The sequence below is a fragment of the Aeromonas sp. s12 genome (genome assembly GCF_040907925.1).
In the GTDB taxonomy this organism is placed as follows: domain Bacteria; phylum Pseudomonadota; class Gammaproteobacteria; order Enterobacterales; family Aeromonadaceae; genus Aeromonas; species Aeromonas veronii.
Genome location: NZ_JBFOCT010000005.1, coordinates 87,765 through 108,098, shown reverse-complemented (window position 1 = coordinate 108,098; position 20,334 = coordinate 87,765). Strand labels below are relative to the sequence as shown.

Below are 20,334 nucleotides of genomic sequence, written 5' to 3'. Positions count from 1 at the left end.
TGGTGGAGGGAGAAGGATTCGAACCTTCGAAGGCAGAGCCGTCAGATTTACAGTCTGATCCCTTTGGCCGCTCGGGAACCCCTCCACGGGGTATTGCTTTCAACTTGTCGCACTTGAAATGGTGGAGGGAGAAGGATTCGAACCTTCGAAGGCAGAGCCGTCAGATTTACAGTCTGATCCCTTTGGCCGCTCGGGAACCCCTCCACAAGTGCGAGGCGCATACTAACAGATCTTCCGGTTTTGTGAACCCCCAAGCAGGATTTTTCCATTAAAAGAATTGGATTTGTGGCCGATAACCAGTGAAATCGCCATTTTCGAGAGTTATCTCATGCTGCCCAGTTCAATCCGTAATCACCTGCTTGTTGATGAGGGCCAGTTGGGGCAGCGCCTCAACCGTGACCTGCAGCATGGGGATCGGGCGGATTTCCGGTTGCATCTGGCCCTGCTGACCGACGCGGTGGAGGAGCAGCCCTGGTTTGATGCCAAACCGGCGGCCACTCCCCAGAGCCGTGACTGGCGTCTGCACTTTGCGCTGAGACCGGCAGAGGTGCTGGTGGCTGAAGGGGCGGGGAGTGACTGCAGTGCCATCAATGAGCGGTTGCAGCAAGGGGGAAGCATGGTGGATGTACGGCTCTGGCTGGCGCTGCAAACACCGCCGCTGGCGGTCAAACAGCCACTGCTCGATGAGGCGGTCTACGACAACCTGTCACCGCTGGCGCGGGAGCAGTTGCAAGGAAAGCTGGCCGATATGCCACGCCAGGAGGATCCGCTGGTATTGCTGCCGATCCTCGATCGTTTGCAAGAGGGGATGGATACCCGGTTGCACTGGCTCAGTTGATGGCGCCTGTTCACTGGTGTAACGCGATGCTTGTCGGCAAATCACAGGCAACAAAAAGGCGGGTGCCCCCGCCTTTATGCTCTTTGGAATTTTTAGCCTTGCGGCATGCAATCAAGCGTCAGCTTCATCCGGTTGCGGCTGCTCTTTGAGCGCGGCATTGGCACGACGGGCAATCGGCTTTTCGGTGTGACGGTTGAGTTGGCGCTCCAGTTTTTGCCCCAGTTCGTTGATGGCGGCGTAGAGATCCTCATGCTCTGCCTGGGCAAACAGTTTGCCGTTGGGGATGCCAGCACTGGCTTCGACAGTGAACATCAGACGCTCTTTGGAAACAATCACATGGGGTGTGATGAGAGGCACCTGAAGACGTTCGAGCTTTTCAAAACGGGATTCGATGCGCTCGCGGATAGCCGGGGTGATGTCGATGATTTTGCTGGTAATTTCGATTTTCATATTGGCCCCCTTCGGGTCGTCTTGCTTGTGTCTTCACCTTCAGATTACTCATTGGTAAAGATTGAAATGTGATCTATGTCACATAACCTTCCCTTGGCTATTCAGCAACTTATAAATTGTGATCTTTTCCGGTTTCGTGCCAAAAACAGCTTGAGCTCCATGAAACTGGCAGGCAGTATGACGGGAATAGGATCGTTTCTGTCCCTTCTTGGCAGCACTTCGTGTCGACCTCATGTCCGGTTTCCACTGCTTGATATCGCATGTTTGTACTCTTCCCTCGCAACCTCTGATCTCATGAGCGGATGCAGGGGGCGTTGCTATGCCTGATTGGACATCAAACGTGGTTGGTTGTTGTGTTGGAGTGGTAAATGAAGCAGCAGGCCACGCAAGTCATGTGGTTTTTCGATCGGCAACATGATCAGTGGAGTCTCTCTGATCAGGGGGCCTACCAGCAGTGGCAAGGGGAGGGCAATCATCCCTGGGCCGCTCGCCTGTTACCGGAAGATGAGGCAGGCTTTGCCGACTTTCTTGTCCGGCTTCATGAATCACATCTGCCTGAACAGTTCATCGGTCATCTGAAAGATGATCAGGGGCAGCTTAACCATGTGCTCTGGAGTGGCCAGTTTGTGCCCACCCAGCAGATCTGCTGTGGCTGGCTGGCCCCTCTTGATACCGCCAACAGTGCGGTCTCCTCTCTCAACCTCTCTTTGCCGTTGCTGCAAACCACCCTGCTCACCCAGTTGGCGCAGGCGCTCTCTGCCCGCACCGGGCTCGATTTCTTCAATACCCTGGTCAGCCAGCTGGCTCATATTCTCAAGGTGGATGCGGTCTGGGTGGGGGAGTTGTGCGGTGCCGACCGGGTCAAAGTGCTGGCTGCCGATGGGTTGTCGCTTAAAGACTACCCGCTGGCGGGCTCCCCCTGTCAGGAGCTCTATAAGCAGGGGGCCATCTGTTTCGAGGTGATCGACGAGTCGCAGGAGTATCAACCCTGGCTGGCGGCCGGGCAGACTTATTATGGTCAGCCGCTGTTTGATGCCAGGGGCCAACTTCTGGGCCATCTGGCGCTGCTCTATTCGGCCCCGGCAGATACCAGCAATCTCACCTCGGTGCTCAATACCTTCTCGGTACGGATGGTGGCCGAGCTGGAGCGTCTGCAATCCGATGCCCAGATGCGGCTCTCTGCCGTTGCATTCGAGACCCACGAAGGGATCATCATCACGGATCCGGGGTTCAAGATCCTACGGGTCAACAACGCCTTCAGCCAGATCACCGGCTTTGACAGCCAGTCGGTGCTGGGCCTGCATCTGGAAGAGGATCTCTGGCCCAATCTGGGGGGGCTCGGCTACGAGCTCAATACCCTCAGCCGCTGGCAGGGGGAGACCCAGCGTCGCCATGTCGATGGTCACACCTATCCCCAGTGGGAGATAGTGACACCGGTGCAGGATGAAAAAGGGGTGATCAGCCACTTTGTCATCTGCTTCGAGGATATCTCCGAGCGCAAGGCTGCCGAGCGACGCATTCAGGATCTCGCCTATTACGACGAGCTGACCGGATTGCCCAATCGCCGTCAGCTCCACGAGACTCTGGTGCAGACCTTCAACGAGGCGACCCGCGACGGTCTGATTGGCGCGCTGCTCTTTATCGATCTCGACCACTTCAAGACCATCAACGACTCTCTCGGCCACGCCACCGGCGACTGGCTGCTCAAAGAGGTCGCCGCCCGTCTCAAACGCCTGGTGCGACAGGGGGATTGTCTGGCCCGCCTCGGTGGTGACGAGTTTGTACTGCTGCTGCCATCGCTCTCGGCCAGCCCGCCCCAGGCGGAGATGCAGGCCGATATCATTGCCGAACGGCTTATCACCGAGATTGCCGCTCCTTATACCTATGTGGGGCAGGTGCTGCACATCGGCGCCAGTGTCGGCATTACCCTGTTTCCGGATCGGGAGCAGGGGGTCGATGATCTGCTCAAGCAGGCGGATACCGCCATGTATCAGGCCAAGTCCGCTGGCCGCAAGACCCGTCGCTTCTTCGATGCCTCGATGCAGCAGCAGGCGGATCGCCGTCTGCTCATTCACAACGAATTGCGCAACGCCCTCAGCCAGCAAGAGCTGACCCTCTACTATCAGCCTCAGCATATGGTCGATGGCGGCGATATCATCGGTGTCGAGGCGCTCATTCGCTGGCAGCCGGCCGGTCGCTCGCTGGTCTCGCCGGCCGAATTTATTCCCATTGCCGAGGAGACGGACCTGATTGTCGATATCGGCAACTGGGTGCTGCACGAGGCGTGCGCCCAGTATGTGCTGTGGGAGGAGAACGGCATCCACATTCCGCAGATCTCGGTCAACGTCAGTGCCAAGCAGTTCCATGCCACCGATTTTGTCGAGCGGATCCACGATGTGCTGGCGCAAACCGGCATGGATCCGGCCTGCCTCAATCTGGAGATCACCGAGTCCGTGGTGCTGGGTCATGCAGAGGACACCATCAGCAAGATGACCGAGCTCAAGGAGCTCGGCATCAGCTTTGCCATCGACGATTTTGGCGCCGGTTACTCCTCTCTGAGCTACCTCAAGCGGCTGCCTGCCGATGAGCTCAAGATCGACCGTTCCTTCATTCAGGACATCCCGAAAGATGGTGACAACATGGCCATCGTCGAGGCGGTGATCGCCATGGCGCGACATATGGGGTTCAACGTCACGGCGGAAGGGGTGGAGTCCCGTCAGCAACTGGAGTTTCTCAAGGCGCAGGGGTGCAGTTTCTATCAGGGCTATCTCGCCTCCAAGCCGCTGCCGGTGCCCTATCTGGAGAAATATGTACAGCGGCTGACCAGACCGGAGCAACTGCGCGAAATGCAGCTGAGCGAGGCAGAAAAATAGTCCTTGCTCCCCGCTGTAGCGCTGCCCGGCAACGGGTAGAATGAGAGGCAGTAGACCCACCGCCACCGGGCGGTGTATTGCCCTCAATGGAGATGCTCAGTGAAAGCTGTATGGGGAATTGTTTTGTCGGCGCTGTTTGTGCCGACCCTGATGGCGCAGACTGCCGACCAGACGCTCTACCGTCAGGCGTATGACGCCGTACGGGCCAATGATCAGGCCCGTTTCCAGCAAATTCGTGCCCGTTTGACCCATTATCCCCTGTTGCCCTATCTCGACTACTATCAGCTCGCCTTTCGTCCGGGGGCGGCGGATTACAACGATGTGACCCGCTTTATCCGCCAGCATGGAGATACCCCCCAGTCCAACCGGCTGGAGCGCAGCTATCTGACCTATCTGGCCCAGAGCCAGCAGTGGTCGCAGTTCCTGCGTTTCTATCCGGCCAAGCCGAGCTCCACCGATCTGCTCTGCATGCACTATCAGGCGCTCTATTACACCGGCAAGCCGAAAGAGGCGTTGCAGGGGGCGGGCAAGATCTGGATGAGCGGCCAATCCCGTCCCGATGCCTGCTCACCGCTGTTCCAGCTGTGGCAGGCATCGGGTCAGCGAACCCAGGAGAAGATCTGGCAGCGGATGACGCTGGCGTTCGAGGCGGAAAACCCCAATCTGATCCGCCACCTTGGCGCGACCCTGGGTAGCGGCTTGCAGAGCTATGGCGATCAGATGGTGACCCTGTTCGAGCAGCCAGCCAAGGCGATGAACCCGGCCTATTTCAGCAGCAATCCCTATTCCCGCAAGCTGCTCTCCCTCGGCTTGACCCGCTATGCCAATCAGGAGCCGGAGTCGGTGCTGCGCCAGCTTGCGCTGTTGCGCAGCCGTTTCGGCCTGACCCAGGCCGAGGTGAAACCGGTAGAGCGTGCCATTGCCCGCCGCCTGCTGCTGGATCGCTCCATTGCCCAGCGCAGCTGGGTCGACAGTACGGTGAAAAAGCTGGCGGATCCCGACATTACCGAGCTGCGTGCGCGACTGGCCATCTGGGAGCAGGATTGGCGTGGCCTCTCCGGCTGGGTGAAGATGATGCCGATGGCCCGTCAGAAAGAGGATCGCTGGCGCTACTGGATGGCGCGCTCCCTTGAAGTGCAGGGGCAGCAAAAACCGGCGCGGGATCTCTATCTGGAGACCGCCAACCTGCGTGGTTTCTACGGCTTTATGGCCGCCCAGCGCACCGGCGTGCCTTATCGCATCAAGAACCAGAGCGTCAAGCATGTACCGGACTGGCGGACGGCCAGTCAGCGCTGGCCCTTCCTGTTGCGGGTGCGCGAGCTGCTGTCGATGAACGAGATTGCGGCGGCCCGTTCGGAGTGGATCCACAATATGGATCGCAATCCGGTGGCCCAGCGCATCGAGTTTGGTCATATCGCCCTCAATCAGGGCTGGCACGAGCTGGCCATTCTCGCCAGCATTCGCGCCGAAGCGTGGGATGCCCTGGACCTGCGCTTCCCGCTGCCGCTCAAGCGCACCTTCTCCCAGATGGCGCAAGAGCGCACCATGAACACCAGTTTGCTCTACGCCATCTCCCGTCAGGAGAGTGCTCTCTATCCGCTGGCCCAGTCGCCGGTGGGGGCGCGCGGTCTGATGCAACTGATGCCTGCTACTGCCAAAGAGACTGCCGGCAAGCTGGGGGTGCCCTATCGCAACGAGCAGCAACTGTTTGATCCGACGATGAATATTCGTCTGGGGAGTGCCTATCTCAAGCGCTTGCTGGATGTCTATGATGGCAACCGGATCCTGGCGGCCGCCGCCTACAACGCCGGGCCGGGACGGGTAAAACGCTGGCGAGAGCAGAGTGACAACAAGCCGATGGATGTGTGGGTCGAGAGTATTCCCTACAAGGAGACCCGCAACTACGTGCAAAACGTGTTGTCGTTCGATCTCATCTATCAGCACAAGCTGCAGCAGCCGCTGCGCTTCATGTCAGAGCGGGAGCTCAATCACGCCTATTGAGTCGGGGGCCGCCAGCCGGCCCCTGTTTTCAAATTTCCCTGCCGCCGGGTATCATCGGGTAAGGTTTTGTTACCAAAGGAAACATGCCTGGTGACCTGGCTCCGGGAATTGCATCAGGCCGCAGGGTATACTCGGGCGTCGGCACCGACAGGTTCCCCCACAATAAAGGAATGGATAGTGGCAACGATTAAAGACGTTTCTCAGCTGGCAAATGTGTCTATCTCCACTGTGTCGCGGGTTATCAACAACACGGCACAGGTAGCACCGGAAAAGCGTGAGGCCGTACTGGCGGCCATGAAGGAACTGAATTTTCGACCCAACAGTTTTGCCCAGGCACTGGTCAGCAAGCGTTCCAACTGCATTGGTGTGCTGGTTGGCGACCTCTGCGGTGGCCCCTTCTTTGCCCAGATGATGCGTGGCATCGAAACCATGGTCGATCAGGCCAACAAGTTCACCATCGTCATGTCTGGCAACCACGATATCGCGCGCGAGCGTCACGCCATTCAGGCGCTGCTGCAGCGCCAGTGCGATGCGCTGATCCTCCACAGCAAGGCGCTTCCGGACGAGGAGCTCAGCGAGCTGGCGGCAGGCTCTACCCCCATCGTGTTCATCAACCGTCAGGTGCCGGGCGCTGAAGATCGCTGCGTCTGGCTCGATAACCAGGCGGGGATCACCACCGCGTGCCAGCACTTGCTGGATGCCGGTCATCGCAACATCGCTTTTATCACCTCCGATGATGAAGAGTTTGTCGATGGTCAGCAGCGGATGGCCGGTTACACCCAGACCCTGGCCAGAGCCGGGATCGCCTTTGATCCTGCTCTCGTCAGCCGCGCCTATGCCGACGAAAATGGCGGCTATGTGGCGATGAGTGAACTGCTGGCCCGTGGTGTCGAGTTCACGGCCGTGCTCGGTTTCAACGACGGCATGGTGGCGGGGGCTATCTCTTGCCTGCTGGAGCGGGGTTACAAGATCCCGCAGCAGGTATCGGTGGTGGGGTTCGACGATATCCCCTACGCCCGCTACATCTATCCCAAGCTCACCACGGTGCGCTACCCCATCGAGGAGATGGGTAGCCGTGCAGCCGAGCTGGCGCTGCGTCTGCTCGATCACAAGCCGGTGGACGGCCTGGCGCTCAAATTTGAAGCCCAGCTGGTGGAGCGGGAGTCAGTCGCCTGATGTGCGGCGAGAGGTTCAGAGCAATATGGCCCCGTCGGGGCCATATCTTTATCTGCCACAGGCAAGTTCCGGTTTACCCCGCCAGGGCAATGCGCTGCTGGCGGCGCGCTTCCACCCCTTCGGCAAGGGTATCGAGCACTACCCGCGTCTGCTCCCAGCTGATGCAGCCATCGGTGATCGACTGGCCGTAGCGCAGCGGTTTATTGCCGATATCCTGATGCCCTTCGCAGATAAAACTCTCCACCATGATGGCGGCGATGGCATGGCTACCAGCACCCAGCTGGTCGGCAATGTCACGGGCAACCAGCAGCTGGCGGGCATGTTGTTTCTGGCTGTTGCCGTGGCTGCAATCGATCATCAGGCGAGGGGAGAGATGATGCTGGCGCAGCAGCTCGCCAGCCTCTGCCACATGACTGCTCTGATAGTTTGGCTGGCGGCCACCGCGCAGGATCAGATGGCAGTCGGGGTTGCCATGGCTGCGCACCAGTGCCAGCTGGCCATCACCGGAAGGCTGGGTATAGAGGTGGGCCGCCCGGCTGGCGAGGATCGCCTCGACTGCGATCCGGATATTGCCATCGGTGCCGTTTTTAAAACCGATGGGGCAGGGGAGAGCGGAGGCTAGCTGGCGGTGGAGCTGGGATTCGGTGGTGCGGGCACCGATGGCGCCCCAGCTGATGAGGTCCCCCAGATAGAGCATGCTGGTGAGATCGAGAAATTCGGTGGCACAGGCGAGCCCTTCCTGTCCAAGGGTCAACAGTAACTCCCGGGCCTGGGTTAGTCCCTTTTCCAGCCGATCGCTGCCATCGAGGTCGGGATCGAAGATAAATCCTTTCCAGCCGAGCGTCGTGCGCGGCTTTTCGAAATAGGTGCGCATCACCAGTTGCAGCTGCTCCCCGTATTGGCCCTGCAGTTCAGCGAGCCGGCCACCATAGTCGCGGGCGGCTGCCGGATCGTGAATGGAGCAGGGGCCGATCACCAGCAGCAGGCGATCATCCTCTCCCTGCAGAATATGGCGGGTTTGCTGGCGGCTGCGAGCGATCTGGCGAGCGAGCCGTGCCGGACAGGGTCTGGCCTTTAACATCTCGTCAGGGGTGGGCAATGTGGCAAGGGGTGAAGCATTCAGAAGTGAGGTGAACATGAGCGATCCTGATGAAAATGGAAATCTGCATGCTCTTTGCTGTCCAGTGGGGATCTTCCCCTTATTCTCTTGGTTAACAGAGCGCGGGCATGGGCCCGCGCTCTGTTATATCGGCCTTGGCTACCTTAGAAGCGGGCTGAGCCGCTGACGTAGTAGCTGCGACCCGGTTCGACGTTCTGGAAGACAGTATCTTTCTCTTGCAGGCGCACGTCGGTCAGGTTGTTGATCCCCAGTCGCAGGTCAAAGTTCTCGGTGACCTTGAAGCCGGTGCCGAGATCGAAGGTCTGATAGCTGGGCAGCTTGTGCAGTACGACAACCTTGTTGACGGTCTGCTCGGCAAACTGGGTGCCGGTGTAGGTGGTGCCGACAAAGGCATTGACCCGCTCGGTGGCCTGCCAGGTGATCTTGGCGTTGGCCTTGTGCTCCGGGCGCTCGGGCAGAGCCTGACCCTGATCGCCTTCCGCCTTGAGGTAGGTGTAGTTGGCGCCAAGGTTGATATTGTCGGTCAGATCGAGCTTGCCGGTCAGCTCCAACCCCTTGGTGGTGGCTTTCTCCAGGTTGTACCAGGTGCGGTCAGTGGAGTTCGGCAGCTGTTTGAAGGTGAGCATGTCGTCGATGTCGGAGTAGAACAGGGTGGCGCTGGTTTCCCAGATCCCTTCTCCTGCGATGACACCCAGCTCGTAGTTGGTGCTGGTTTCCGGCTTGACCTTGTCACTGCCATAGATGCGACAGCTGCCGCCGCAGCTCTCGATGCTGTAACCGTTGGAGTACTGGTGTGGTGCCGGTGCCTTGAAGGCCTGGCTGACACCGCCTTTCACTGTCACCACATCGTTCATCTCATAGACCAGATAGCCGCGCGGGGTGAAGTGGCTGCCGTAGATCTCGTGGTGATCGTAACGGCCGCCCAGCGTGAAGGTCAGGCTGTCGGTCAGGCCAATTTCATCCTGGGCGAACAGCGCCTCCTGAGAGTGACTCTCCTTGCCGCCGATATCCTTGTAGCTCACCGCATCCACCAGCTCCCGGTCCAGATATTCACCACCCAGGGTCAGGTAGTGGTTGGCCAGCGCCAGGTTGGTATAGCCCTTGAGGGTCAAGGTGTTCTCTTCCAGCTCCCGCTGCTGTGGGGCAGAGTAGCTGGTGTTGAAGTCGTCGATCTGGGAGCTCTCGTAGTTGGCCATGACGGTGGTGTCACCCCAACTCCAGTTCCCCTTGTGGGTCAGACCAAACAGGTTGCGATCGTTCTGCTGCTGGCGGCTGTGCACTTTGTTGCCGGTTTTGCGGAAGATATCGAGAGGCCGCTCATCCTGGTTGTAGAGGTAATCCAGCTCGAAGCGCTGCTGCTCATCCACCAGCCAGCTGAGGGTGGAGGCGAAGTTGCGGGTCTGTTTGGCTTCGATAAGGGGGATGCCGTCAGCAGCTTCGGTGGGGGTCCAGGCTTGACGGTCATACACCTCGCCGTTCATCCGGATCAGCAGGTTGTCGGTCAGCGGGCCGGTAAAGCCCAGGTTGGTTCTGTGCTGATCGCCGCCATCCTTGCCTTCGATAGCCTTGAAGTCGGCATCGGCCGCCCCTTGCCAGGTTTTGCCCGGCTGCTTGGTGATGATGTTGATGACACCACCGATGGCATCGGAGCCGTAAAGTGCCGACATGGGGCCACGGATCACCTCGACCCGCTGGATCATGCCAAGGGGCACGGGAGTGTTGTCGAAGTTGCCGCCGCGCCACAGGGCATTGGAGGAGGAGAGGCGTTTGCCATCCACCAGTACCAGCGTGTATTTGCCGGACATGCCGCGAATGCCGATATCGCTGCGGCCATTGGTGTCAGCTTCAGCCTGAATGCCCACTTCGTGGCGCAGCAGGTCGGCAAGATCATTGACGGGCGCGGCGGCGATCTGTTCGGCCGTGATGACAGAGATAGAAGCTGGTGCCGAGCGGGTATTGTGCGCCGTGGTGGTGACGGTGATCACCTCATCGGCTTGAGGGGCGTTGCTGGCGGCGATCGCTTGCTGGGTCAGCAGAGTGACGATGGTGGTGGCCAGCAGGCTGGGAGCAATAAAACGGGAGGTTGAGGATTTCATTATTTACATCTTCCATAATATACAAATGATAAGCGTTATCATTATCAAGTTGAATTTGCTCCGATCGCAACTCTTTTTTATCGGCGAAGCTCAGTTTCGTTCGTCACCCTCTTTTGACTAAAAAGAAGTTAATGAAATTGATTCTCATTTGTATTGATCGTTTTTTCGCTCCTTGTTAGGATGCCGTTCACCCTGACATCTGGTGAGTCAAATGACTCACTACAAGTTGTGTCAGGCAGTGATTCATTCCAAGGAGTAGCACCGTCATGTGTGACCATGCACTGGAAGGAGAGTGGCTCGCCACAGCGGTCGGGCTGGATAAAGTGTGCTGTTTTGCCAGCGGTGACAGGGTACTAGTCGCCTCCGGTATCCACGACAGTTTTACCGGCATCCCGCCGGAGAAGCTGCTCGCCCATCTGCGTCAGTTGCGCCAGCAGGGGATGGTCAATCCCATCGCCATCGGCGCCATTCCGTTTGATACCCAATCCCCTTGGCATCTGGTGATCCCGGCGCAATCGCAGTGGGTCAAACGGGATGCGTTGTTACCCGCCTGCTGTTGCCAGCTCCATGGCGAGGTGAGCGAAGTGACCGGCTCTGCCCACTATCAGGGGGCGGTGCGGGCAGCGTTGCAGCAGTTCAGCGAGGGGCAACTCGAGAAAGTGGTGTTGTCGCGCGCCATCGATGTGCAGAGTGCAGAGCAGACCTCCCCCGCACACGCCTATGGCTCTCTGCTTGCCCAGAATCCGGGCGCCTATGTGTTCCAGATCCCGCTGCCGGAGGGGGAGACCCTGCTTGGTGCGAGCCCCGAGCTGCTGGTATCGCGCAGCGAGATGGCGGTGGTGAGCAATCCATTGGCGGGCTCCCGTCCGCGCCACGCGTTTTCCGATGAACAGGCGGCCAGCGCCGAACTGCTGGGGGCGCAAAAAGATCGCTATGAACATGCGCTGGTGGCCGATGCGGTCGCCGCCGCCCTCGCTCCCTTCTGCCGCGAGCTGGACGTCCCTCTGGAGCCGCAGGTGATCGCGACCCCTACCATGTGGCACCTTTCGACCCGCATTGCCGGACGGCTCCATGAGCCCTCTCCCGTGCTGGCACTGGCGCTGGCACTGCACCCGACACCGGCGGTGTGCGGCACACCGCTCTCGGCTGCGCGTCAGGCCATCGCCCGGCTCGAGGGGTACGATCGCCGCTTCTACTGCGGCGCCGTCGGCTGGATGGATGCCGATGGCAATGGCGAGTGGGTGGTCACCATCCGCTGTGGCGTGCTGGCTGGCAGGCAACTGCGGCTCTATGCCGGCGCCGGGGTGGTGGTGGGCTCTTCGCCGGAAGCGGAGTGGCAGGAGACCGCCGCCAAGCTTGGCACCATGCTGCGGGCGTTTGGCCTCGAAAGCCGGGAGCCGGAGGTAACCGCATGAAGCCGCTGGTGCCCTTTACCCCCTGGCCCGCCGAGCTGGCAGCCCACTACCGGGCACAAGGGTGGTGGCGCGGACAACCGCTCACCGCCCTGCTCGATGAATCTGCCGAACGTTATCCCGAGCGCACGGCCCTGATCTGCGGCGCGCGAACCCTCAGTTATGGCCAGTTAAAGTGTGAGGTTGATGCGCTGGCGGCGCGGCTGGCGGCGCGCGGGCTGGGCCACGGCGATACAGCGCTGGTGCAGTTGCCCAACTGCGCCGAGTTCTATATCTGCTGGTTTGCCCTGATCCGCTGCGGCGTAGTGGCGGTGCATGCCCTCTACAGCCATCAGCGGCGCGAGCTGGTGGCCTTTGCCCGCCAGATTGAGCCCGCCTTGCTGGTACTCAGCCCCTCCCATCCCGGCTTTGCCGGTGAAGCGGGGAGCCTCGCGGCCCTTGATGAGCTGGTATCGCCTTCTTGCCAGACACTGCTGTTCGAGCAGGCAGAAGGCTCCGATCTTCAGTCGGGATTTGCATGGTGTCAGCCTGACCCGATAGCCCGTGCTGATGGTTCGCCGCTGACGGCTATCGAGCCAACTCCTACCCCGGCCGATCAAGTCGCTTTTTTCCAGCTCTCCGGCGGCAGCACCGGCACCCCCAAACTGATCCCCCGTACCCACGATGACTATGGCTACAGCGTGCGCCAGAGCGTAGAGGTGTGCGGCTGGGATGAGCGGGTGATCTATCTCTGCGCTCTGCCAGCGCCCCACAACTTTCCCCTGAGCTCCCCCGGGGCACTCGGGGTGTTTTATGCCGGTGGCTGCGTGGTGCTGGCAAAGGATCCTTCCGCCGCAACCTGTCTGCCGCTGGTGCAGCGCCATCAGGTCAACTGGGCGGCGCTGGTGCCACCGGCTCTGGCGCTCTGGCTGGAGGCGGCCAGCCACTATCCGCAGACCTCCCTGGAGTGTGTGCAGGTGGGCGGCGCGCGCCTCAGCCCGGCTCATGCCGAGGCGGTAGCGAGCCGCCTTGGCTGCCGCTTGCAGCAGGTGTTCGGCATGGCCGAAGGGCTGGTCAACTACACCCGCATCGAGGATGACCAGTGGCACATCGTCAATACCCAGGGCCGCCCGATGAGCCCGGGCGACGAGGTGGAGGTGCGGGATAGCGACGGACGCCCCTTGCCAGATGGCGAGTGCGGAGAGCTCTGGACGCGTGGCCCCTACACCTTTCGCGGCTACTTCAAAGCTGATGCCCACAATCAGCGGGCTTTTGACCGGGACGGTTTCTACTGCACTGGCGATCTGGTCTGCCGCTTGCCCAGTGGTCATTTGATAGTGGTGGGGCGCAACAAGGATCAGATCAACCGGGGCGGGGAGAAGATCGACGCCCTCGAGATTGAAGAGCTGTTGCTGACCCACCCGGAGGTGCGGCAGGCAGTGCTGGTCGCCATGCCTGATCCCATGCTCGGGGAGCGCAGCTGCGCCTTTCTGATGTGCCGCGAGCCCCTCAATTTGCCCCGCTTGCGCCGTTTCCTGCGCGAGCAGGGGGTGGCCGATTACAAACTGCCCGATCGCCTGGTGCTGGTGGAGCAACTGCCCCACACCCCGGTCGGCAAGATAGACAAACAGACGCTGCGCGAGCAGCTCGCCAAGGAGTGTGCATGACCATTCAATCCCTCGCCGCCTATCCGCTGCCTACCGCCGAGGAGCTGCCCACCGGGCGGGTGAACTGGCCCTTCGAACCGGGCCGCGCCGCCTTGCTGGTCCACGATATGCAGCACTATTTCGTCGACTTCTACGGGCCGGACAATCCGCTGATCAATCAGGTCATCGACCATATCGCCACCCTGATCCGTCAGGCGCGAGCTCTTGGCATGCCGGTGGTCTATACCGCCCAGCCCGCCGAGCAGCGTCAGGCCGATCGGGCGCTGCTCAACGACATGTGGGGGCCCGGGTTGACCCGGGCGCCGGAGCGCCAACCAATCGTTCCGGCGCTGGCACCCGAGCCGCAGGATACGGTGCTGACCAAGTGGCGCTACAGCGCTTTTTGCCGTTCACCGCTGGCCGAGCTGATGGCCGAATGGGGGCGGGATCAGCTGGTGATCTGCGGCATCTACGGCCATATCGGGGTGATGCAGACGGCGGTCGATGCCTTCATGCGGGATATCCGCCCCTTCCTGGTGGCAGATGCCATCGCCGACTTCTCCCGCGAGGATCATCTGTTGGCGCTCTCCTACGTCAGCCGTAATGCCGGTCGGGTGATTACCGTGGCCGAGGTGATGGCGGCCAGCAAACGCCCTCTGACTCGCGAGTCACTACGTGCTCAGGTGTTGGCACGGCTGCCCGCCGAGATGCAGCAGGAGCAGCCCACCGAGGATGACAACCTGCTCGACTACGGTCTCGACTCGCTGGCGGTGATGGGGCTGGTGGAAGAGTGGCGTCAGCAGAGGCTGGTGGTGGAGCTGGCCGAGCTGGCCCGCACGCCGACCCTAGCTCACTGGTGGGCGCTCCTCTCCCGTCAGCTGAATGTCAGTCAGGACACGGCTTATCAGGTCAACGAAGATCACGTCAGCGAACCGGAGTGCATCCCATGAGCGAGTGGCAAGGCAAAACCGTCTGGGTGACCGGTGCGGCGCAGGGAATTGGCCATACGGTGGCGCGCACCTTTGCCGAGGCGGGGGCCAGCGTGGTGGCGTTCGATCTGCAACTGGCCGAGGCGCTGCCCGGCAACGTGAAGGGAGTGGTGATCGATGTCAGCGACAGCGAGGCCGTGACCCGCTGCTGCGAACAGCTGCTGGACGAGGGGCTGGGGCCCGATGTGCTGGTCAATGTCGCTGGCGTACTGGCGACCGGCAGGCTCGATGAGGTGGATGACGCCCTCTTGCAGCGCACCTTCGCCATCAACACTTTCGCCCCCTTCTACCTGATGCGGGCCCTGACCCCCTGGTTTCAGGGGCGGCGCAGGGGATCCATCGTCAATGTCTCCTCCAATGCCGGTCGGGTGCCGCGAGTGGGGATGGGCATCTATGGTGCCTCCAAGGCGGCGCTAACCAGCCTGACCCAAACGGCAGGGCTGGAACTCGCCCCCTACGGCGTGCGCTGCAATCTGGTGTCGCCGGGCTCGACCCGTACCCCGATGTTGTACGGCATGTGGCAGGAGGGGGAACAGCGTGAAGGGGAGCTGCGCACCATCGCGGGCCTGCCCGGGCAGTTCAAGCTTGGGATCCCCCTTGGCAAACTTGGGACCCCCGACGAGGTGGCTGCCTGCGTGCTGTTTCTCGCCTCCGATGCGGCCAGCCATATCACCCTGCAGGATCTGGTGGTCGATGGCGGTGCCACCCTGGGGGTCTAGCCCACGTGCTGCCGATCTGGCAGGCGTGACACTCTCTTTATGCAGGAGGCTTTGTCTCCTCGCTTTTCAGCCATGCGGGCAGGGGCAAGCCGCTGCCCGCCCGATGTTTGCGCAAGGACATTCCCATGGAACAGACAATGGCGATGCGCGCCACCCACCAGCGCGGTGAGCACCCGCGCTGGCCGCTAACCACAGCTCAGGCTGGCATCTGGTTTGCCCAGCAAAAATACCCGCAGAGCCCCGCCTGCAATACCGGCGAGTACTGGCTGCTGGAGGGGGCGCTGGCTCCCCATCACTTCACCCGCGCGGTGCGCCAGACTATCGACGAGATCCCCGGTCTGCACTGCGCCTTTGTGGCTACTGCCGATGGCCCGCAGATGGTGGCCAACCCCGCTTGCTGGCAGCTGGCAGAGCGGGATCTGCGCAGCGAAGCCGACCCGCTCGCCGCTGCGCAGGCCGAGATGCGTGCGCAGTTGGCCGTCCCCTTCAATCTGGCCGGGGGGCCGCTGTTTGCCACTACGCTCTATCGCCTTGGCGAGGGGCGGTGGGCCTGGTTTATCGCCGTGCACCATATCGCCATCGACGGCTTTGGCCTGAGTTTGCTTTGCCAGCGGGTGACAAATTGGTATGAGGCGCTCTGTGCCGGCGAGCAGCCTGCCCCCTGTCGTTATGCGACCCAGCAGGAGTTGCTGGCTGAAGAGGCGGCCTATCAGGATTCGCCGCGCGCCGCGCGGGATCGCGATTTCTTCGTGCAGCAGCTGGCCGGGGTGGAGAATCCTGCGTCGCTCTCCCGCCGTCCGGCGCAAGGGCCGGGCTCCACCTATCGTCTTGAGCAGCGGCTTGCTGGCCGCCAGTGGCAGGCACTGGTAGAGCGAGCGAGTCGCACGGCCTGTCACCCCTACAGCCTGCTGCTGGCGGCGGTGGCCAGCTATGTGCAGCGGATGAGCGGCGCTGGCGAGGTGGTGCTGGGTATTCCGCTGATGGGGCGGCTGGGCTCAGCGGCGGCCGATACCCCCTGCATGAAGGTCAATGTGGTGCCCCTGCGCATCGAGCTGAGCGGCACCAGCCGGGTAGGGGAGTTGCTGGCACAGGTCGAGCGGCAATTTGCCGCCCTGCGCCGTCATCAGGGCTGCCGTCAGGAGTGGTTGCAACAGCGTCAGCCGGGCCAGCCGCTGTTTGGCCCTCAGGTCAATTTGATGCCCTTTGCCCGCACCCTCAGCTTTGGTGAAGGACACAACCAGGTTCGTGGTGAGGTGCAGGTGCTGGCGGCGGGGCCGGTGGAGGAGTGCGCCTTCTACTTTGGCGAGGAGGCAGGTGCGATGACCCTGACCCTCGAAGCACATCAGGGGCGCTTCAGCCAACAGGAGAGTGAACGTCATCTGGCCCGGCTGGTAGCTTATCTGGCGGCCTGGAGTGAGGCGGCTGACGAGGCCCTGGCGGTGTGCTTGCCGCTGTTGCTGCCCTGCGAGCAGGCTGAGTTGGCGCGCTGGAACCAAACCGACCATCCCTTGCCGACTACCACCCTGAGTGCACTGCTGGCCGAAGGGCTGGCGGCGGCAGAACAGAGCGCCATCGCGCTGGAGTGTGGCGCCGAGCGCTGGAGTGTGGCCGAGCTGCGCCAGCGCACCCGCCAGCTGGCCAGCTATCTGGCGGGGAGGGGCGTGGGCCCCGGTAGCCGGGTGGCGGTGGTGATCCCGCGCTCTCCCGAGCTTATTCTCGCCCAACAGGCCATCATGGCGGTGGGTGCCGTCTATGTGCCCGTTGATCCGGACTATCCGGCGGAGCGGATCGGCTACATTCTCGCCAGCAGCGACCCTGCGCTGGTGCTGACCAGTCGCACCTTGCGGATGCCGCTCGATGTGGCCGTACCACTTGTCTGCCTTGATGCCCCCGGTGTGGCAGAGCAGCTGGCGACGATAGACGTGGCGGCGACAGTACCTTGTGAGCTGCCAGCCTCCAAGCCGGAAGATGCGGCCTACATCATCTACACCTCCGGCTCGACCGGTCGGCCCAAAGGGGTGGTGGTGAGCCATGGCGCCATCGTCAACCGGCTGCTCTGGATGCAGCACATGTATCCCATCGGCCCGGCGGATCGGGTGCTGCAAAAGACCCCGGCCGGTTTCGATGTCTCCATCTGGGAGTTCTTCTGGCCCTTTATGACCGGGGCGCGGCTGGTGCTCGCCAAACCGGGCGGCCACAAGGATCCCGCCTACCTTGCCGAGCTGATTGAGCAGGCCGGGATCACCACCTTGCACTTTGTCCCCTCCATGCTGCAGATCTTTGTCACTCAGGCCGAGCCTGCGCGTTGCCAGGCACTGCGGCAGGTCTTCTGCTCCGGCGAGGCGCTGCCCGCCGATCTGGTGCAACGCTGGTATGGAACATTTTCAGCCCCCCTGCACAACCTCTATGGCCCGACCGAGGCGGCGGTGGATGTCACCTGGTATCCCTGCCGGGCAGACGAGGCGGTGATCAGCGTGCCCATCGGCTATCCGGTCTGGAATACCAGCATCCACATTCTCGACCCCTGGTTGCAGCCGGTGCCCCCCGGTGTGGCGGGGGAGCTCTGGATCGGCGGCGTACAGGTGGCGGATGGCTATTTTGGCCAGCCCGAGCTCACCGCCGAGCGCTTTATTGCCAACCCCTTCGGCGCGGGACGGCTCTATCGCAGCGGCGATCTGGCCGCCTGGCGCGAGGATGGCGCCATCGAGTATCTGGGGCGCCTCGATTTTCAGGTGAAGATCCGCGGTCAACGCATCGAACTGGAGGAGATCGAGCAGGTGCTGCTGCGCCATCCCCGAGTGGCGCAGGCGGTAGTGCTGGCCCCCGAATTTACCCCCGGCGATCGCCGTCTGGTGGCCTATGTGGTGGCCGCAGATAGTGGCGAGTTGACGCTTGCCGAGTTGGCACCCGCCCTTGGTGCAGCCTTGCCTGACTACATGGTGCCGGGGCTCTTGGTCACTCTGGCTGAGCTGCCGCTCACCCCCAATGGCAAGCTGGATCGCAAGGGGCTGCCGCTGCCCGATATGGCGTCGGCAGTGGGTCAGTCACTGCCGAAAACCCTGCTGGAGGAGCGGCTCTGTCGCCTCTTCGCCGAGGTACTGGGGCTGGCGCGAGTCGGCGCCGACGATAACTTCTTTGCCCTCGGTGGCCACTCCCTGCTGGCGGCGCAGCTGGTGGTGCGCATTGAGGAATCAATCGGACAGGATCTCACTCTGGCCAGCCTGTTCGAAGCGCCGAGCCCAGCCCAGCTGGCGCGTCGTCTTGGTGGTGAGCGGGAGGCCATGCCCATGCTGTTGCCCCTGCGGGCGCATGGTACGCAGTCTGGCACATCGTGCCCCACCCTCTTTTGCGTCCACCCCGCAGGGGGGCTCGGCTGGTGTTATGCGCCGCTGGTGCCCCATCTGCCGGCCGACATGGCGGTCTATGCCCTGCAGGCGCGGGCGCTCTGTCAGCCGGCTGCGCCGCTGCCCGCCAGTTTCGACGAACTGGCGCTCGATTATGTGACCGAGCTGCGTCGTCAACAGAGCGAGGGGCCCTACTGGCTGCTCGGCTGGTCGCTCGGGGGCATGCTGGTGCACCGGATGGCCGCCATGCTGCAAGAGCAGGGACAGGAGGTGGCCATGGTGCTGCTGCTCGATGCCTACCCCTGCCAGCAGTGGCAGACCCAGCCGTTGCCCGACGAGCAGCGGATGCTCGATGCGCTGCTGCGGATGGGCGGCATTGCGGTTGCGGATGAGGCACTCGACTCCCTCACTCGGGACGAGGTGGTGGCCCGACTGGGGGCGGAGGGGAGTGCGCTGGTCATGCTCGACGAGCAGGTGGTGAGCGCCATGATTGAGCTGGTGGGCCACAACAACCGGCTGATCCGCCAGCCGGTCGACTACTGCTACCACGGGGAGGTGATCTTTATCGAGGCGTCAGCCTCCCGCCAGCTCTGGCTGGATGGACGTGGTTGGGAGCCGCTGACAAAAGGCGAAATCCGTTATGAGCGCTTCCCCTGCCTGCATCAGGAGATGGTGCATCCCGACTGGCTGGCAAAGGTCGGCGCCCTTATTTGTGAGCGGGTCGATGGGGTCGGGCAGCAACCGCACATCCGGCAGGAGGGGGATGCATGACCCCGGTTGCCGCCATCCGGGAAGCCTTGCTGGCGGGTAAGCTGGTGGGGCTGGGGGAGCCGCACTGGCACCCGGATTTTATCCGGCGCCAGCACGCCTGGCTCTGTGATCCGGCGCTCTGGGAAATCATGACCGATCTGGTGCTGGAGTGCGGCAACCGCCGCCATCAGGGCTTGCTCGATGCCTGGCTGACGGGGCAGGAGAGCTGGCAGGGTGAGCCGCTGACGCTGGCACGGCTCTATCCAGTCTGGCTTGACTCCTGCGCCTTTCCTGCCTGGATGGCCCCCGAGTTTCCGGCTCTCTTTTCCGCTCTGCGCCAGAGCAATATGGCGCGCCCCGAACATGTGCGGCTGCGGGTGCATCTCTGCGAGCCCTTATTCGAGTGGCAGGAGATGAGCCCGGAGTGGTGGCAGCAACACAACAGGGGGCGGGATCAGGCGCTGGCCGACTATCTTCTTGCACTTCCCGCCCGCGGCGTGGTGGTGCTGGCGGGGGCGCGCCATCTGCTCAAAGCCGCAGGGGATCCCCACTTTGCTCAGCCGACGCTGGGCCAGTTGCTGGAGACAGCACGGCCGGGTTGGCTACAGGTGCTTCACCCCTGGCCAATGGTTGATGAGAAGGGAGATGGGGAAGAGGAGCGGGTGTGCGAGTTGGCCGATATCACCACTGCTGACCTCTATCCCAACTGGCCGGTGTATCCGCCGCTGGAGACTCTTGTCGACAGGCTGGTGCGCGTGGCTGACCGGGGACGGGAGATGCGAATTTGCCCCACCTTGCTGGCCGAGCCCTGGCGCAGCCGCTTGTTGAGTCGCGCTCACTTGCTGCCAGTTGGCATGGCCCGCCAGCTGCAACAGTGGCTGGCGTAACTGCTGGTTGGAGTAACCCCTGACAGAAGTAACAGCTAACTGAAACAACTCAAT

13 protein-coding genes and 2 tRNA genes are annotated in these 20,334 nt (G+C 62.0%); 10 read left to right on the top strand and 5 right to left on the bottom strand.

The annotated features are described in order from the left end of the window. Positions 1-85 (bottom strand) — tRNA-Tyr (locus AB5Y67_RS01365). 34 nt (positions 86-119) lie between these two features. Then, positions 120-204, bottom strand: a tRNA-Tyr gene (locus AB5Y67_RS01360). A 124-nt stretch (positions 205-328) separates the two neighbouring features. Between AB5Y67_RS01360 and AB5Y67_RS01355 the strand changes: the two genes are divergently transcribed. After that, positions 329-838 carry a VC2046/SO_2500 family protein gene (locus tag AB5Y67_RS01355; protein ID WP_368207559.1) on the top strand — a complete coding sequence of 170 codons (510 nt, stop codon included), beginning with the start codon at positions 329-331 and terminating at the stop codon, positions 836-838. A 111-nt stretch (positions 839-949) separates the two neighbouring features. On the opposite strand, the gene raiA is transcribed toward AB5Y67_RS01355, so the two are convergent. Beyond that, the gene (gene raiA / locus AB5Y67_RS01350) at positions 950-1,288 is read right to left on the bottom strand and encodes a ribosome-associated translation inhibitor RaiA (protein WP_005334257.1); all 339 of its coding nucleotides are present in this window, start codon (positions 1,286-1,288) and stop codon (positions 950-952) included. A gap of 368 nt (positions 1,289-1,656) precedes the next feature. Between raiA and AB5Y67_RS01345 the strand changes: the two genes are divergently transcribed. The 3 genes from AB5Y67_RS01345 to AB5Y67_RS01335 all read left to right on the top strand — a co-directional run bounded on the left by AB5Y67_RS01345 (position 1,657) and on the right by AB5Y67_RS01335 (position 7,338). Continuing rightward, a complete protein-coding gene (locus tag AB5Y67_RS01345; RefSeq protein ID WP_199415888.1) occupies positions 1,657-4,161 on the top strand; it encodes a bifunctional diguanylate cyclase/phosphodiesterase in 2,505 nt (834 codons plus the stop codon). Between the two features lie 99 nt (positions 4,162-4,260). After that, positions 4,261-6,162 (top strand): transglycosylase SLT domain-containing protein, encoded by a 1,902-nt coding sequence (locus tag AB5Y67_RS01340; protein WP_139411247.1) that lies wholly within the window; start codon positions 4,261-4,263, stop codon positions 6,160-6,162. A gap of 177 nt (positions 6,163-6,339) precedes the next feature. Further along, a complete protein-coding gene (locus AB5Y67_RS01335) occupies positions 6,340-7,338 on the top strand; it encodes a LacI family DNA-binding transcriptional regulator (protein WP_005350588.1) in 999 nt (332 codons plus the stop codon). A gap of 73 nt (positions 7,339-7,411) precedes the next feature. Here the strand turns inward: AB5Y67_RS01335 and AB5Y67_RS01330 are convergent, their stop codons facing one another. Together AB5Y67_RS01330 and AB5Y67_RS01325 are read right to left on the bottom strand one after the other, a co-directional pair. Continuing rightward, a complete protein-coding gene (locus AB5Y67_RS01330; RefSeq protein ID WP_150388805.1) occupies positions 7,412-8,476 on the bottom strand; it encodes a 3-deoxy-7-phosphoheptulonate synthase in 1,065 nt (354 codons plus the stop codon). Positions 8,477-8,601: 125 nt separating this feature from the next. Further along, complete coding sequence (locus AB5Y67_RS01325; RefSeq protein ID WP_150388806.1) at positions 8,602-10,554, bottom strand: TonB-dependent receptor; 1,953 nt, start codon at positions 10,552-10,554, stop codon at positions 8,602-8,604. A gap of 266 nt (positions 10,555-10,820) precedes the next feature. Here AB5Y67_RS01325 and AB5Y67_RS01320 point away from each other — a divergent pair, with 266 nt between their 5' ends. The 6 genes from AB5Y67_RS01320 (at position 10,821) to AB5Y67_RS01295 (ending at position 20,280) form a co-directional block, all read left to right on the top strand. Continuing rightward, the gene (locus tag AB5Y67_RS01320; protein ID WP_325793717.1) at positions 10,821-11,969 is read left to right on the top strand and encodes an isochorismate synthase; all 1,149 of its coding nucleotides are present in this window, start codon (positions 10,821-10,823) and stop codon (positions 11,967-11,969) included. Beyond that, complete coding sequence (locus AB5Y67_RS01315; RefSeq protein WP_325793718.1) at positions 11,966-13,612, top strand: (2,3-dihydroxybenzoyl)adenylate synthase; 1,647 nt, start codon at positions 11,966-11,968, stop codon at positions 13,610-13,612. The genes AB5Y67_RS01320 and AB5Y67_RS01315 overlap by 4 nt, the downstream gene beginning before the upstream one ends. Next, the gene (locus AB5Y67_RS01310; RefSeq protein ID WP_201942074.1) at positions 13,609-14,541 is read left to right on the top strand and encodes an isochorismatase family protein; all 933 of its coding nucleotides are present in this window, start codon (positions 13,609-13,611) and stop codon (positions 14,539-14,541) included. Before AB5Y67_RS01315 ends, AB5Y67_RS01310 begins: the two co-directional genes overlap by 4 nt. After that, entirely contained in the window at positions 14,538-15,299 is a 762-nt protein-coding gene (gene dhbA / locus AB5Y67_RS01305) for a 2,3-dihydro-2,3-dihydroxybenzoate dehydrogenase (protein WP_064338309.1), read from the top strand. The genes AB5Y67_RS01310 and dhbA overlap by 4 nt, the downstream gene beginning before the upstream one ends. Before the next feature lie 125 nt (positions 15,300-15,424). Next, the gene (locus AB5Y67_RS01300; protein WP_201942071.1) at positions 15,425-19,414 is read left to right on the top strand and encodes a non-ribosomal peptide synthetase; all 3,990 of its coding nucleotides are present in this window, start codon (positions 15,425-15,427) and stop codon (positions 19,412-19,414) included. After that, positions 19,411-20,280: a hypothetical protein gene (locus AB5Y67_RS01295; RefSeq protein ID WP_199415882.1), complete on the top strand. Its 870-nt coding sequence runs from the start codon at positions 19,411-19,413 to the stop codon at positions 20,278-20,280. Before AB5Y67_RS01300 ends, AB5Y67_RS01295 begins: the two co-directional genes overlap by 4 nt. The last annotated feature ends 54 nt before the right edge of the window (positions 20,281-20,334 follow it).

What these genes read in the sequence shown, in the direction of transcription:
- AB5Y67_RS01355 (WP_368207559.1), top strand. Translation starts at nt 329, where the DNA reads ATGCTGCCCAGTTCAATCCGTAATCACCTGCTTGTTGATGAGGGCCAG.
- raiA (WP_005334257.1), bottom strand. Translation starts at nt 1,288, where the DNA reads ATGAAAATCGAAATTACCAGCAAAATCATCGACATCACCCCGGCTATC.
- AB5Y67_RS01345 (WP_199415888.1), top strand. Translation starts at nt 1,657, where the DNA reads ATGAAGCAGCAGGCCACGCAAGTCATGTGGTTTTTCGATCGGCAACAT.
- AB5Y67_RS01330 (WP_150388805.1), bottom strand. Translation starts at nt 8,476, where the DNA reads ATGTTCACCTCACTTCTGAATGCTTCACCCCTTGCCACATTGCCCACC.
- AB5Y67_RS01325 (WP_150388806.1), bottom strand. Translation starts at nt 10,554, where the DNA reads ATGAAATCCTCAACCTCCCGTTTTATTGCTCCCAGCCTGCTGGCCACC.
- AB5Y67_RS01320 (WP_325793717.1), top strand. Translation starts at nt 10,821, where the DNA reads ATGTGTGACCATGCACTGGAAGGAGAGTGGCTCGCCACAGCGGTCGGG.
- AB5Y67_RS01315 (WP_325793718.1), top strand. Translation starts at nt 11,966, where the DNA reads ATGAAGCCGCTGGTGCCCTTTACCCCCTGGCCCGCCGAGCTGGCAGCC.
- AB5Y67_RS01310 (WP_201942074.1), top strand. Translation starts at nt 13,609, where the DNA reads ATGACCATTCAATCCCTCGCCGCCTATCCGCTGCCTACCGCCGAGGAG.
- dhbA (WP_064338309.1), top strand. Translation starts at nt 14,538, where the DNA reads ATGAGCGAGTGGCAAGGCAAAACCGTCTGGGTGACCGGTGCGGCGCAG.
- AB5Y67_RS01300 (WP_201942071.1), top strand. Translation starts at nt 15,425, where the DNA reads ATGGAACAGACAATGGCGATGCGCGCCACCCACCAGCGCGGTGAGCAC.
- AB5Y67_RS01295 (WP_199415882.1), top strand. Translation starts at nt 19,411, where the DNA reads ATGACCCCGGTTGCCGCCATCCGGGAAGCCTTGCTGGCGGGTAAGCTG.